The organism is Haemophilus sp. HN_Hi10 (assembly GCF_049821985.1).
GTDB lineage: Bacteria > Pseudomonadota > Gammaproteobacteria > Enterobacterales > Pasteurellaceae > Haemophilus > Haemophilus influenzae_D.
Genome location: NZ_CP187495.1, coordinates 1,198,578 through 1,214,281, shown reverse-complemented (window position 1 = coordinate 1,214,281; position 15,704 = coordinate 1,198,578). Strand labels below are relative to the sequence as shown.

Genomic DNA, 15,704 nt, shown 5'->3' with positions numbered 1-15,704 from the left:
ACTTTAATATGCGATGAGAAATTGAAATTTTCTTAGATTAGCAATGAACCAGTTGCTCACAATTTACTCAAGGAATCCCCCTCTTTGCTAAAGAGAGGATTGGCTCGAGGGTAATTTAAATTTTGGCTTTCTACTTTAATATGTGATGAGAGATTGAAATTTTCTTAGATTAACCATGAGCCAGTTGCTGACAATTTACTCAAGGAATCCCCCTCTTTGCTAAAGAGGGGAATGGGTCGAGGGTAATTTAAATTTTGGTTTTCTACTTTAACATGTGATGAGAGATTGAAATTTTCTTAGATTAACCATGAGCCAGTTGCTGACAATTTACTCAAGAGATCCCCCTCTTTAGCAAAGAGGGGTAGGGGAGATTTGGCAGTATCAATAAACGAAGAAATTAATCCATTAGCTCCCCAAAGACAGCAAATACACAAAAGGAACACTATATGCTCAACGAAAACGACATCGAACAACTCACTCTTCAACGCCTGCAATCACTCGGTTGGGAATATCGCTATGGTAAAGACTTGCCTGTTCATGAGGGCGAGTTTGCCCGTGGCGATTTGAGCGGCGTAGTTTTTATTGAGCAACTGCGTGAGGCGGTGCGTAAGCTTAATCCGCAGCTGCCTGAAAGTGCGGTGGATTCTGTGGTCAAATCGGCGACGAAAAGCGATATTGGCGACTTGGTGGTGCGAAATCAGGCGTTTTATAAGCTGTTGCGTGATGGTGTACGAGTTGAATATCAGGCTCCCAATAGCTTCGGTCAAAATGAGCAAAAAATCGAGATGGCGCGTTTGGTGGATTTCGAGCATTGGGAGAATAACCGCTTTGTTGCCGTCAATCAACTGGAAATCCGCAGCCGTAAAGGAGGCAAGCGGATTCCCGATATTATCGGCTTTGTAAATGGTCTGCCGTTAGTGGTGTTTGAGCTGAAAAATCCGCTGCGTGAATCGGCAAATTTGTTGCAGGCGTTTAATCAGTTTGAAACCTATAAAGATGAAATTGCCGAGCTGTTTGTATACAACCAAGCCTTAATTATTTCAGACGGCATTGCTGCACGTTTAGGCTCGCTTTCGGCAGATTTCCAACGCTTTACACCTTGGAAAGTCGTGGACGAAAAGGCAAAAAGTAAGCGGTTGGATTTTGGCGATGAATTGCAAAATCTATTAAACGGCTTGATGACACCGCAAAAACTGCTGGATTATGTACGTTATTTTGTGCTGTTTGAACGCGGTTCTAACGGAGCATTAATCAAGAAAATCGCGGCGTATCATCAGTATTACGGTGTGAATGAAGCTGTAGAATCCACGATTTTTGCCACAAGCGAGCAAGGCGATAAACGCATTGGTGTGATGTGGCATACGCAGGGTTCGGGTAAATCGATTTCGATGTTGTTTTATGCTGGCAAATTGCTTACACAGCCTGAATTAAAAAATCCGACGATTGTGGTAGTTACCGACCGCAACGATTTGGACGGTCAGCTTTTCCAAACCTTTTCTTCAGGCAAAGATTTAATCAAACAAACGCCGCAACAAGTAGAAGACCGAGAACAACTACGCCAACTGCTCGCACAAAATGAAGTCGGTGGCGTGTTTTTTACTACCATTCAAAAATTCGCCCTAAATGAGGAGGAAAACCGCTTCCCTGTGTTAAATGAACGCAGCAATATTATTGTGATCAGTGATGAAGCACACCGCAGCCAATACGGTTTTACCCAAAAACTACATAACGGCAAATTCCAAGCAGGCTACGCCCGTCATTTACGTGATGCACTGCCTAATGCCTCGTTTATTGGTTTTACAGGTACGCCAATTAGCCTTGAAGATCGCGATACACAAGATGTTTTCGGTCAGTATGTATCTATTTACGATTTGCAAGATGCGGTGGAAGATGGTGCAACCGTGCCGATTATTTACGAAGCTCGCCAAATCAAGCTAGCGGAGAATGCTAATCACGATGAATTATTTGCAGAAATTGATGAACTGCTGGAAGGCGAAGAAAACCCGAAATTACGCTTGCGAGAAAAATTACTCGGCTCAGAAGCACGATTGCACGATTTAGCGGTCGATTTTGTGCAACATTTTGCAAAACGCAATCAGCAACAAGACGGCAAGGCGATGATTGTTGTTTCCAGCCGTCAAATTTGCGTGGATTTGTATAATCAGATCATCGCTCTGCACCCTGAATGGCATTCGAATAATATCAATGAGGGTGAGATTAAAATTGTAATGACAGGTTCAGCAAGCGATACGCCTGAAATGCAAAAACATATTTACAGTAAGCAGGAAAAGCAAACATTAGAACGCCGTTTCAAAGATCCTACCGATCCGCTGAAAGTGGTGATTGTGCGTGATATGTGGTTGACAGGCTTTGACGCACCGTGCTGTAACACTATGTATCTTGATAAGCCAATGAAGGGGCATAACCTAATGCAAGCCATCGCACGAGTAAATCGTGTATTCGCTAACAAAAGTCGCGAAAACGGTGGGCTAATCGTGGATTATGTTGGTTTGGCAGAAGAATTACGAGCAGCCACACAGCAATACACCAACTCTACTGGCAAAGGGCAATTAGCGGAAGATGTGCAAAGCGTGTTCTTTAAAATAAAAGAACAGCTTGAATTTATCCGAACTTTGTTTGCGACACCAATTGAAGGCGAAGCATTTGATGTTCAGATGGCAATTTCTGAACGAGAACCTGCATTATTGCTAAAAGCCATTGCGACAGCAGCAAACCATATTGCTACGCTGGATCAATTACTAAACGAAGGCAAAGCATACGATCAACATTGGCATAATGCAGATGATATTGAGCCACGTAAAAAAGCCTTTTTGAAAACGGCAGGAAGCTTGAAAAAAGGTTACGCTTTATGTGGGGCATTACCTGAAATCGAACCATATAGTCAAGAAGTGGCTTTTTATGATGCTGTGCGTGCAGTGCTTGCCAAACGTGAACAAAACGGAAAGGGGACAACGGAACGCCTAATTCAGCTTAAAGCCTTAATCAATCAAAGTATTGTATCTGAAGGTACCATTGATTTATTTGATTTGTTAGGCAAAGAACAAACGCAGATTAATTTGCTTTCCGACGAATTTTTGCAAGCGATCAAAAACAGCGAGACCAAAAGCCTGTGGGTGTTAGCGATGGAGCGTTATTTAAAGCAGGAAATTAAAGCCAAAGCCAGCAGAAATCTGACCGCACAAAAAGATTTTGAGCAACGTTTGCAAGAAGCCCTCACGCAATATCACAATCACAATTTGAGCGTGGTGGAAATTCTTGATGCACTTGTGCAGATGGGGCGGGATTTCTCCGAACGCTTATCGCGGGGCGAAAAACTCGGTTTAAGCACGGCAGAATTAGCGTTTTACGATGCCCTTTCTCAAAATGAGAGTGCCAAAGAATTGATGAACGATGAAGTGCTTTCTAAACTAGCAAAAGAGATTACCGATATTTTACGCCGCTCAGTCAGTATTGATTGGCAACACAAAGAAGCGGTGCGGGCAAGAATTCGATTACTCGTTCGACGTGCCTTACAAAAATATAAATATCCACCCGATAAACAGGAAGAAGCGGTAACTTATGTGATTAAACAAGCGGAAGAAATTGCGGGGGATTTAAGCATGTAAAATTATATAAGATATTGTTTTTATTATATTTTTCTCTGAAGATTGGGGAATAAAGAAGAATAAATTTGGTGCGACTAGCTGGACTCGAACCAGTGACCCCCACCATGTCAAGGTGGTGCTCTAACCAACTGAGCTATAGTCGCACTGTATAAAGTGTTTGGAATTATAGATATTTTTAATCTGAAAACAAGTATTTTTCTTAAAACTCGATATAACTGGCAAAAAAGTAAACAGTCTTGCCTTAACTAACAGGGCTGTTTTTGATTTCCCAAATTTTTAAGCGTATAATCTGCACCGATTTTTTATCTGGCTAAGATGTAGCGAAATAAAATAATACCTTTAAAATTTTGTAATTATTGACGGAGTAAATAATGTCTAGAAGACTAAGAAGAACGAAGATTGTATGTACTATGGGCCCATCAACTGACCGTGATAACAATCTTGAAAAAATTATCGCAGCGGGCGCAAACGTAGTTCGTATGAACTTCTCTCACGGTACACCTGAAGATCATATCGAACGAGCAGAACGTGTACGTTCTATCGCGAAAAAATTAGGTAAAACCGTGGCAATCTTAGGTGATTTACAAGGTCCTAAAATTCGTGTTTCTACCTTTAAAGACGGTAAAATTTTCTTAAGAGTTGGCGATAAATTCATTCTTGATGCGGAATTGCCAAAAGGCGAAGGTACACAAGAATCTGTTGGTTTAGACTATAAAACGCTTCCACAAGATGTTGTACCAGGCGATATTCTTTTATTAGATGATGGTCGTGTTCAATTAAAAGTATTATCAACTGATGGTGCAAAAGTTTTCACCGAAGTCACTGTTGGCGGTCCATTATCAAATAATAAAGGTATCAACAAATTAGGTGGCGGTTTATCTGCAGATGCATTAACAGAAAAAGATAAAGCAGACATTATTACCGCTGCACGCATTGGCGTTGATTTCTTAGCTGTTTCTTTCCCTCGTTCAAGTGCTGACCTAAATTATGCGCGTGAACTTGCTCAACAAGCTGGTTTAAATGCAAAAATCGTTGCTAAAGTTGAACGTGCAGAAACTGTTGCTAATGATGAGGCAATGGACGATATTATTTTAGCATCTGATGTAATTATGGTTGCTCGTGGTGATTTAGGTGTGGAAATTGGCGATCCTGAATTAGTTGGCGTGCAGAAAAAATTAATCCGTCGTTCACGTCAATTAAATCGTGCAGTAATTACAGCAACTCAAATGATGGAATCAATGATTAGCAACCCAATGCCAACTCGTGCTGAAGTGATGGACGTTGCAAACGCAGTATTAGATGGTACTGATGCGGTTATGCTTTCTGCTGAAACAGCAGCAGGTCAGTATCCTTCTGAAACAGTAGTGGCAATGGCGGGCGTATGTTTAGGGGCAGAAAAAATGCCAAGCATTAATGTTTCTCGTCACCGTATGGATAAAGAATTTGAAGCCATTGAAGAATCTGTTGCTATGTCTGCAATGTATGCAGCAAACCATATGAAAGGTGTTGCAGCAATCGTTACTTTAACTAGCACAGGTCATACACCATTATTGATGTCACGTATTAGCTCTGGTTTACCAATCTTTGCTTTATCTCGTCATCAAGAAACCTTAAATCTTTGTGCATTATACCGCGGTGTAACCCCTGTTTTCTATGGTGAAGATAGCCGTACTGAAGCTGGTGCAAAAGCTGCACTACAATCATTAAAAGAAAAAGGTTATTTATCTGCAGGCGATTTAGTGCTTCTAACGCAGGGTGGACAAGGTGCGACAGAAACTAACGTTTGTCGCACATTAATTGTTGAATAATCAATAATCTGAATACTTTAAATAAAGAGCGGTGGATTTTCCACCGTTTTTTATTTCCTTTTTTTACCGCACTTTTCACTTAAACCCAATAGATATTTGCGGTATTATAGGCGACATTCTAGTATCGAAATAAGTCCTATGGCATCACAACCTCAAATCAAATCTTCTGACAAAAAAACGGCACAAGTAAGTATTCCCCCGCACTCAATTGAAGCTGAACAAGCTGTATTGGGTGGCATCATGCTGAGCAATCAACATTGGGATAGTATTGCTGAACGTGTGATTGCTGACGATTTTTATACTTTTCAGCATCGTCTAATTTTTACAGAAATGGAACATCTGATGCGTAATCAATCGCCTATTGATTTAATTACGCTAGATCAAGCCTTAAGAAGCCGTGGAGTAAGCGATGAAGTAGGTGGATTTGCCTATCTAGCAGAGCTTTCCAATAATACTCCGAACGCCATTAATATTTTGGCTTATGCGGATATTGTGCGTGAGAAAGCCATATTACGAGAACTTATTTCGGTAGGAAATCGTATTGCTGAAAATAGCTATTCTCCCAAAGGGCAAGACATCAAATTAATTCTTGATGAAGCGGAACGTGAAGTATTTGCGATTGCAGAAAAACGAACAACTTCTAGCGAAGGCCCGCAGAATGTGATCAATGTGCTAGAAAGTACCATTGAAAAAATCGATATTTTGAGCAAACTTGAAAATCATTCAGGCGTAACGGGCATTACAACCGGTTTCACTGATCTTGATAAAAAAACGGCAGGTTTACAGCCTTCTGACTTAATTATCGTTGCGGCACGTCCATCAATGGGTAAAACCACTTTTGCCATGAACCTTTGCGAAAATGCGGCAATGGCAAGTGAAAAACCTGTTTTAGTATTTAGTTTAGAAATGCCCGCAGAACAAATTATGATGCGTATGATCGCTTCCCTTGCTCGCGTTGATCAAACTAAAATCCGAACAGGTCAAAATTTAGATGAGATTGAGTGGAACAAAATTGCTAGCGTAGTGGGAATGTTTAAGCAAAAAAATAATCTTTTTATCGATGATTCTTCAGGTTTAACCCCTACAGACGTTCGTTCCCGCGCACGCCGAGTTTATCGTGAAAATGGTGGATTAAGTATGATTATGGTGGATTATTTGCAACTAATGCGTGCACCTGCATTCTCAGATAACCGAACACTAGAAATCGCAGAAATTTCTCGCTCCCTCAAAGCGCTAGCCAAAGAATTACAAGTGCCAGTAGTCGCCCTTTCTCAGTTAAATCGTACTTTAGAACAACGCGCGGACAAACGCCCTGTAAACTCAGATTTACGTGAATCAGGCTCCATTGAACAAGATGCTGACTTAATTATGTTTATTTACCGAGATGAAGTCTATAACGATAACTCGGAAGATAAAGGTGTTGCAGAAATTATTATTGGTAAGCAGCGTAACGGTCCAATTGGTCGAGTGCGGTTAAAATTTAATGGACAATTTTCACGCTTCGACAATCTCGCTGAACAACGTGAATATCGAGATGATTATTAAGGAAAAATAATGAACGTAAAACCGGCGACAGCGAAAATCAGTTCGCACGCCTTAAAACACAATTTAGAAATAATTAAACAAAAAGCACCAAATAGCAAAATTATTGCTGTGGTTAAAGCAAACGCTTATGGTCACGGCGTTGTATTCGTTGCTTCAACCTTAGAACAAAGCGTCGATTGCTTTGGCGTGGCTCGTTTAGAAGAGGCTTTGGCATTACGCTCAAACGGCATCACTAAACCGATTTTATTGCTTGAAGGCTTTTTCAATGAACAAGATTTGCCTATTCTAGCCGTTAATAATATTGAAACCGTGGTGCATAATCACGAACAGCTTGAAGCTTTAAAACATTCAAATTTACCAAGTCCAATTAAGGTTTGGTTAAAAATAGATACGGGCATGCATCGCTTGGGCGTTGCTCTTGATGAAGTGGATTATTTTTATCAAGAACTCAAAAAACTCCCTCAAATTCAACCGCACTTAGGCTTTGTCAGCCATTTCAGCCGTGCCGATGAACTAGAATCAGATTACACCCAACTTCAAATCAATCGTTTTTTATCCGCTACAAAAGATAAGCAAGGTGAGCGTACTATTGCGGCGTCAGGCGGCATTCTTTTCTGGCCAAAATCTCACTTAGAATGTATCCGCCCGGGCATTATTATGTACGGCATTTCTCCAACTGATACTATCGGTAAAGAGTTTGGCTTAACGCCTGTAATGAATTTAACCTCGTCATTAATTGCCATTCGCCATCATAAACAAGGCGATCCTGTAGGTTATGGCGGTATTTGGACAAGCCCACGAGATACAAAAATTGGCGTGGTCGCAATGGGTTATGGCGATGGTTATCCGCGCGATGTGCCTGAAGGTACGCCTGTCTATTTAAATGGCCGTCTTGTACCAATTGTTGGACGTGTGTCAATGGATATGCTCACTGTTGATTTAGGCGCAGAGAGCCAAGATTTGGTAGGCGATGAAGTAATTCTATGGGGTAAGGAATTACCTATTGAAACCGTAGCTAAATTCACAGGCATTTTAAGCTACGAGCTAATTACAAAATTAACGCCGCGTGTTATAACTGAATATGTTGATTAATCACTGCATTTTTTGAACAGAGGGAGTCATTCTCCCTAATAAAAATCCTAGAAAGTGCGGTTAAAATTTTGATTATTTTTAATGAAAGGAAATACCATGAAAAACATTAACCCGACTCACACCCATGCGTGGAAATCTCTCGAAGCACATAAAGCTGAATTGTCAAACACCACCATCCTAGATTTATTTAAACAAGAAAAAAATCGTTTTGACAATTATTCTTTAACATTCAATAACCAAATTCTTGTAGATTTTTCCAAAAACAACATCAATCAAACAACCCTTTCACATCTTCGCCAACTTGCTCAAGAATGCTCTCTTGATAGCGCAAAAGAAGCAATGTTTACCGGTAAAAAAATCAATCGTACTGAAAATCGAGCTGTACTACATACCGCACTTCGCAATCGTTCTAATACTCCAGTGCTTGTTGATGGCAAAGATGTCATGCCTGAAGTCAATGCTGTGCTAGCTAAAATGAAAGATTTCTGTCTGCGTATTATTTCTGGTGAATGGAAAGGCTATACAGGCAAAGCGATTACTGATGTTGTGAATATTGGTATTGGTGGCTCTGATTTAGGTCCTTATATGGTAACTGAAGCACTTCGCCCGTATAAAAATCACTTAAATATGCACTTTGTTTCAAATGTGGATGGTACACACATCGCAGAAACCTTAAAAAAAGTCAATCCAGAAACAACTCTTTTCTTAGTGGCATCGAAAACCTTTACAACTCAAGAAACCATGACAAATGCGCAAAGTGCACGTGATTGGTTACTGAAAGCAGCGAAAGATGAAAATGAGGTTGCAAAACATTTTGCAGCATTATCAACCAATGCTAAAGATGTAGAAAAATTTGGTATTGATACAAATAACATGTTTGAATTTTGGGATTGGGTTGGCGGTCGTTACTCTTTATGGTCAGCTATTGGTCTTTCAATTGCACTATCCATTGGCTTTGAAAACTTTGAAGCGTTATTAAGTGGCGCACATGAAATGGATAAACATTTCCGCTCTGCTCCAATCGAAAAAAATATTCCAACTACTTTAGCCTTAGTTGGTTTATGGAATACCAATTTCCTTGGAGCCCAAACAGAAGCAATCTTACCTTATGATCAATATTTACATCGCTTTGCGGCTTATTTCCAACAAGGTAATATGGAATCAAATGGTAAATATGTGGATCGTGATGGCAATGTCATTAACAATTACCAAACGGGCCCGATTATTTGGGGAGAACCAGGTACAAATGGACAACACGCGTTCTATCAATTAATTCATCAAGGCACCACTTTAATTCCTTGTGATTTTATCGCACCAGCCCAAACCCACAATCCATTGGCGGATCATCACAATAAATTGCTTTCAAACTTCTTTGCACAAACAGAAGCATTAGCATTCGGAAAAACAAAAGAGGAAGTCGAGGCTGAATTTATAAAAGCGGGTAAATCTTTAGATGATGTAAAAAATATCATTCCATTTAAAATATTTACGGGTAATAAACCGACTAATTCAATTCTTATTCAAAAAATCACGCCATTTACTTTGGGCGCATTAATTGCCATGTATGAACACAAAATCTTCGTACAAGGTGTGATTTTTAATATCTTTAGCTTCGATCAATGGGGTGTCGAACTAGGCAAACAACTTGCAAACAGAATTCTTCCTGAATTAACAGATTCTGAAAAAGTCGTAAGCCACGATAGTTCAACAAATGGATTAATTAATCAATTTAAAGTATGGCGTTAATTATTTAGATTTGAATAATTCCAAGTTTATCTAAGGACTAAATTCTAATTTAGTCCTTTAAATTTATCTTAGATAAACGATAAATATATATTTTAAATGAGTTTAATTATAAAAAATCAGTGCCTTACTAAGTTAAGGCACTGATTAATCATATTAGACTTTAATGCTATTAGTTATAGCACAGAAACATTTAAGTTCGAGCCGCCACCAACAATACGAACTCGGCGACCAGCTACAAAACTGCTGTCAGCCTTTTGAACAACAACGATCTCTTGACCATCATCTTTTTTAATTACAAGTTCAGCACCGTTTACTTGACTTACTTTCTCTTCGATTTTGCTTCCAGCTACTGCACCACCAATCGCACCAACTACTGCTGCGATAACTTGACCACGACCACCGCCAATTGCACTACCCGCAATACCACCTAACGCACCGCCACCAAGAGTACCAATTACGCCTTGATTATCAGCTTGGATCTTAACAGGACGCACAGAAACAATCGTACCATAAGTAATTGAACGAGCTTCCTTTGCTTGAGATGCACTATACACATCGCCACTAAAAATATCTGTATTCGTACATCCAGCCACACTAAAAATAGTTAAGATAGCTAATGCTAGTGTTTTCTTTTTCATATCTATATCCTTAATTTAAGAATTAAAATGGATTTCTTGGCGAAAATGATGAAATATTCTTTACTTGGCTATTATTAGACACCATCACACAAGCCCCAATAGCAAGAGTTGAATCATACTTATGCACAATAATAACTTCCTCTCCTTTCTGCTGGTTACCAGAACAATCATTTTTACGAATAGTTAATTTAAGATTTTCGCCTTCCATTTGGCTAAAAACGATTTGACCTTTAAGCATTTTCATCTTTTTGAAAAGAAGAACAAGCACTCAAGCCTACTGTTGCTAAAACAACGAATGCAAGTGATAATTTATTCATTTTTACTAAACCTCAAGTATTTTTTTAATAGAATAAGGATGAACCTTAATGCAAGTATGATTTACTGTTTTATCCGTAAAACTTACTGCAATAGATGGATTTGGTAATCTTTCCCCATCCACCTTAGGCTCGCTCACTTTAATGGTTAAGTGAGTTAATTTGTCCCATAAAAAATACATATTAACACGGTCAATCCATTCATTTATCGATTCATTCGGTAAAAATGGCACTACAATCTCAATATGTTCCCAACCTTCAATTGGATATTTTTTATTTTTAGGAAGTGGAAGTTCAATAATATCCACAAATTGATTGGCAAATTTAACTGGTTTTTCTAATTCAATAAGATAAATCTTACGACCATTAACAATATTATCAGATAAAATTCTACCGCACTTTAATAAAAGTATCAGCCAATTTTTAGCACTTTGCTCACTATTTACCCGTAATGCAAGATGATCGATTTCATAGTGAGACAGATCTATTGTCATTTCTTTGGCTAAATGCTGAATTTTTCTTTCAAACGTTGCTAAATCTGCTGAAAGTGCGGTCAAATTTTCCTGTAAATTTGTCATTTTGTCCCTTTGAGAAATATACAAAGAACGGTATCATAACCGATTATTTTTATTATTCAATTTGAACATAGGAAAAAACGTGAATATTCAATCTATTCTATCCGATAAAATTAAACAAGCAATGGTTATTGCAGGTGCTGATCAATCTTGTGATGCGCTTGTTCGTCAATCAGGCAAACCACAATTTGGCGATTATCAAGCCAACGGTATTATGGCTACAGCAAAAAAATTAGGTTTAAATCCACGAGAATTTGCTCAAAAAGTTTTAGATAATCTTCAACTATCTGATATTGCAGAAAAATTAGAAATCGCAGGCCCAGGTTTTATCAATATTTTCGTAAATCCAACTTGGCTAACAACTGAAATTTCAGCTGCACTTTCCCACAAAAATTTAGGTATTCAAGCTACCAATAAACAAACAGTTGTGATTGATTATTCATCTCCAAACGTAGCAAAAGAAATGCACGTAGGTCATTTACGCTCTACGATAATCGGCGATGCTGTAGCCAGAACCCTTGAGTTTTTAGGTCACAATGTCATCCGCGCTAACCACGTAGGCGACTGGGGAACGCAATTCGGAATGCTTATTGCTTATCTTGAAAAAATGCAAAACGAACACGCCAGTGAAATGGAATTGCAAGATCTTGAAGCCTTTTATCGCGAAGCCAAAAAACACTACGATGAAGATGAAATATTCGCTGAAAAAGCACGTAATTATGTCGTGAAATTACAAGGTGGAAATGAATATTGTCGAGCGATGTGGAAACGTTTAGTCGATATTACTATGCAACAAAATCAGCACAACTATGCTCGCTTAAACGTGACTTTAACCGAAAAAGATGTAATGGGCGAAAGTCTTTATAATCCTATGTTACCAAGCATTGTAGAAGATCTTAAAAAACAAGGTTTAGCTGTAGAAAATGATGGTGCATTGGTTGTTTATTTAGATGAATTTAAAAATAAAGATGGCGACCCAATGGGCGTGATCGTTCAGAAAAAAGACGGCGGTTTCCTTTACACTACAACCGATATTGCTGCAGCAAAATATCGTTATGAAACATTAAAAGCTAATCGCGCACTTGTTTTTTCAGATACTCGCCAAAGCCAACATATGCAACAAGCTTGGCTAATTACTCGTAAAGCAGGTTATGTACCAGACAGTTTCTCGTTAGAGCATAAAAACTTTGGGATGATGCTTGGTAAAGATGGCAAACCATTTAAAACTCGTACTGGCGGCACAGTAAAATTAGCCGATCTATTAGATGAAGCCATCGAACGCGCCACTGTATTAATTAATGAAAAAAATACCAATTTATCTAATGATGAAAAACAAGCTGTGATTGAGGCTATTGGTATTGGATCGGTAAAATATGCAGATCTATCCAAAAACCGCACCACGGATTATGTTTTTGATTGGGATAATATGTTAAGTTTCGAAGGCAACACTGCGCCTTATATGCAATATGCTTACACCCGTATTCGTTCGATCTTTAATAAAACAGAGATAAATTCGACCGCACTTTTGGCTGCACCTTTAACTATTAAAGATGATAAAGAAAGAACGCTTGCAATCAAACTTCTACAATTTGAAGAAGCCGTGCAAACTGTCGGAAAAGAAGGCACACCACACGTGCTTTGTGCTTATTTATACGAACTTGCAGGCATCTTCTCATCATTCTATGAACATTGCCCAATTTTAAATGCTGAAGATGAGGCCGTAAAATTAAGTCGTTTGAAATTAGCATTATTAACGGAAAAAACCTTGAAACAAGGTTTAGCGTTACTCGGTATTAAAACCGTAGAAAAAATGTAATTTCGATAATTAAATCCCTTTCCTACGAAAGGGATTTTTTATGCTTGTTTACTGAATAAAAAAAGTGCCCCAATGGGGCACTACTCGGAAAGCAAAATAGATGTCGGCTATTTAGGATAGCACTTGTTTTTAGTGGGTTCAGAATAAAGAAATCCTATCAGTTATGCAAATACATATTTTTAGATTTGTGAACTTGGTCACGATTTTTTTATAAAAAACAAATGTATTTATAATAAAGTGCGGTAAAATTCTATTAAAATATTTCCGCACTTTACGCCCCTACTTTAAAGAATATTCTTTTCTCCACGAGATACACTAATCAAGCCAGAACGAACAATTTCTAACAATGTGGTTTCTTCTTTCAATGCAGAAATAAACGCATCAACTTTATCATTTGTACCGCTTAATTGAATTGTGTAAGACTTTGGTGTGACATCTACAATTTGACCGCGGAAAATATCGGCTAATCGTTTAATTTCATCGCGAGATGACCCCACTGCTCTTACTTTCGCTAAAACAATTTCTCGTTCTATATGTTCCTGTTCACTTAAATTAACCACTTTGAACACATCCACTAATTTATGAAGTTGTTTTTCAATTTGCTCCAATGCTTGAGTATCGCCCACTGCTTCAATAGTCATTCGAGAAAGCGTTGGATCATCCGTTGGCGCCACCGTCAAACTTTCAATATTAAAGGCACGTTGAGAGAATAAACCAACAACACGCGATAATGCTCCCGATTCATTTTCGAGTAAAACAGATAAAATTCTACGCATTAGTTTGTCTCCTCTTGAGGTTTACTTAAAATCATTTCATTCATTGCGCCACCACGAATTTGCATTGGATAAACGTGTTCAGATTCATCTACATTAATATCTACAAAGACTAATTTATTTTTAATACTGAATGCTTCTTGCAATTTGCTTTCAAGTTCATCGGGGGTAGCAATTTTTATTCCTACGTGACCGTAAGATTCAGCCAATTTCACAAAATCAGGCAAGGAATTCATATAGGTTTGTGAATGACGACCAGAATAAATCAAGTCTTGCCATTGTTTTACCATTCCCAAGAAATGATTATTCAAACAAATAATAACAACTGGAATGCCATATTGGGTTGCGGTAGAAAGCTCTTGAATATTCATTTGAATACTGCCATCACCAGTAACACAAACAACAGTTCCTTCAGGATGAGCTAATTTCACACCTAGTGCCGCAGGAAAACCAAAACCCATTGTGCCAGCACCGCCAGAATTAATCCAATGACGAGGTTCATCAAATGGATAATGTAACGCAGCAAACATTTGGTGCTGACCTACATCAGAAGCGACATAGGCTTGTCCTTTCGTGAGGCGATATACGGCTTCTATTACTTGTTGTGGTTTAATCACACCAGAAGTGCGGTCAAATTCCAAACATTTTTTTGCTTTCCATTGGTTGATTTCTTGCCACCAACTTTCAAGATCCGTTTGAGATTTCAATCCCTCCTCATTCAATAAACTAAAAAATTCTTCCAATACATTTTTCGCATTTCCGACAATTGGAATCGCGGCTGGCACATTTTTAGAAATCGAGGTTGGATCAATATCAATATGAATCACTTTTGCATTTGGGCAATATTTTTCTAAATTATTTGTTGTTCGATCATCAAAACGAACGCCAATCCCCAAAATAAGATCACTTTCGTGCATTGCCGTATTAGCTTCTAAAGTACCGTGCATACCCAACATACCTAAGAATTGTTTATCTGTACTTGGATAAACCCCTAATCCCATTAACGATGAAGTCACTGGCAAATTTAAGCGTTGTGCAAACTGAATTAACTGCTCACTACATTCAGCAGTGATTGCGCCACCACCGACAAAAAGTATCGGTTTCTTCGCCACTAAAAGTGCTTTTAACGCTTTTTTAATTTGGCCTTTGTGCCCATTTACTGTGGGATTATAAGAGCGTAACTCGACAGATTCTGGGTATTCATAAGGATATTTAAAATTAGGATTTACAGTGTCTTTTGGAATATCCACAACAACAGGGCCAGGGCGACCTGTAGACGCAATATAAAAGGCTTTTTTCAAAGTAGATGGAATATCTTCCGCCTTTTTTACAATAAAGCTATGCTTCACAACGGGACGAGAAATACCTAGCATATCGCATTCTTGGAAAGCATCACTGCCAATTAAATTACTCATAACCTGACCCGAAATAATAACCATAGGCACAGAATCGGTGTAAGCCGTTAAAATTCCAGTGATTGCATTTGTTGCTCCTGGTCCTGAAGTCACTAACACACATCCAACTTTACCTGTTGAACGTGCATAACCATCCGCCATATGCACCGCAGCTTGTTCGTGACGAACTAAAATATGTTCAATGCCACCTAGCGTATGAATTGCATCATAAATATCTAATACCGCCCCACCAGGATAACCAAATACGTACTCTACGCCTTCATCACGTAAAGATTGAACCACCATCTCTGCGCCAGATAACTTCTTCATCTTTTACTCCTTAAATTTACCGCACTTTTAAAAATACGAACAGGTTA

10 protein-coding genes, 1 tRNA gene and 1 pseudogene are annotated in these 15,704 nt (G+C 38.7%); 6 read left to right on the top strand and 6 right to left on the bottom strand.

Annotated features, from left to right (window positions below):
- Positions 1-446 precede the first annotated feature (446 nt).
- Positions 447-3,626 carry a type I restriction endonuclease subunit R gene (locus tag ACPT8Q_RS05960; protein WP_061671219.1) on the top strand — a complete coding sequence of 1,060 codons (3,180 nt, stop codon included), beginning with the start codon at positions 447-449 and terminating at the stop codon, positions 3,624-3,626.
- Between the two features lie 66 nt (positions 3,627-3,692).
- Here ACPT8Q_RS05960 and ACPT8Q_RS05955 read toward each other — a convergent pair.
- A tRNA-Val gene (locus ACPT8Q_RS05955) sits at positions 3,693-3,769 on the bottom strand.
- Positions 3,770-3,997: 228 nt separating this feature from the next.
- Between ACPT8Q_RS05955 and pyk the strand changes: the two genes are divergently transcribed.
- From pyk to pgi, 4 genes are all read left to right on the top strand, one after another.
- Positions 3,998-5,434: a pyruvate kinase gene (gene pyk, locus ACPT8Q_RS05950; RefSeq protein WP_041175346.1), complete on the top strand. Its 1,437-nt coding sequence runs from the start codon at positions 3,998-4,000 to the stop codon at positions 5,432-5,434.
- Between the two features lie 129 nt (positions 5,435-5,563).
- Positions 5,564-6,979, top strand: coding sequence for a replicative DNA helicase (locus tag ACPT8Q_RS05945; protein WP_258172536.1), 1,416 nt, complete (start codon positions 5,564-5,566; stop codon positions 6,977-6,979).
- Positions 6,980-6,988: 9 nt separating this feature from the next.
- Positions 6,989-8,071 (top strand): alanine racemase, encoded by a 1,083-nt coding sequence (gene alr, locus ACPT8Q_RS05940; protein WP_050949122.1) that lies wholly within the window; start codon positions 6,989-6,991, stop codon positions 8,069-8,071.
- 96 nt (positions 8,072-8,167) lie between these two features.
- The gene (pgi, locus tag ACPT8Q_RS05935; protein WP_050949121.1) at positions 8,168-9,817 is read left to right on the top strand and encodes a glucose-6-phosphate isomerase; all 1,650 of its coding nucleotides are present in this window, start codon (positions 8,168-8,170) and stop codon (positions 9,815-9,817) included.
- A 173-nt stretch (positions 9,818-9,990) separates the two neighbouring features.
- On the opposite strand, the gene ACPT8Q_RS05930 is transcribed toward pgi, so the two are convergent.
- The 3 genes and pseudogenes from ACPT8Q_RS05930 to ACPT8Q_RS05920 form a co-directional block, all read right to left on the bottom strand.
- Positions 9,991-10,455 carry a glycine zipper 2TM domain-containing protein gene (locus ACPT8Q_RS05930; protein WP_011272483.1) on the bottom strand — a complete coding sequence of 155 codons (465 nt, stop codon included), beginning with the start codon at positions 10,453-10,455 and terminating at the stop codon, positions 9,991-9,993.
- Between the two features lie 22 nt (positions 10,456-10,477).
- Positions 10,478-10,772 (bottom strand): annotated as a pseudogene (locus tag ACPT8Q_RS05925) (hypothetical protein).
- A 5-nt stretch (positions 10,773-10,777) separates the two neighbouring features.
- A complete protein-coding gene (locus ACPT8Q_RS05920) occupies positions 10,778-11,347 on the bottom strand; it encodes a VOC family protein (RefSeq protein WP_050845831.1) in 570 nt (189 codons plus the stop codon).
- Positions 11,348-11,426: 79 nt separating this feature from the next.
- On the opposite strand from ACPT8Q_RS05920, the gene argS reads away from it, so the two are divergent.
- Positions 11,427-13,160, top strand: a complete 1,734-nt coding sequence (argS, locus tag ACPT8Q_RS05915; RefSeq protein ID WP_050949120.1) for an arginine--tRNA ligase — start codon at positions 11,427-11,429, stop codon at positions 13,158-13,160.
- 284 nt (positions 13,161-13,444) lie between these two features.
- On the opposite strand, the gene ilvN is transcribed toward argS, so the two are convergent.
- Together ilvN and ACPT8Q_RS05905 are read right to left on the bottom strand one after the other, a co-directional pair.
- A complete protein-coding gene (gene ilvN, locus ACPT8Q_RS05910; protein ID WP_005691276.1) occupies positions 13,445-13,936 on the bottom strand; it encodes an acetolactate synthase small subunit in 492 nt (163 codons plus the stop codon).
- Positions 13,936-15,657: an acetolactate synthase 3 large subunit gene (locus tag ACPT8Q_RS05905; protein WP_050949119.1), complete on the bottom strand. Its 1,722-nt coding sequence runs from the start codon at positions 15,655-15,657 to the stop codon at positions 13,936-13,938. The genes ilvN and ACPT8Q_RS05905 overlap by 1 nt, the downstream gene beginning before the upstream one ends.
- Positions 15,658-15,704 lie beyond the last annotated feature (47 nt).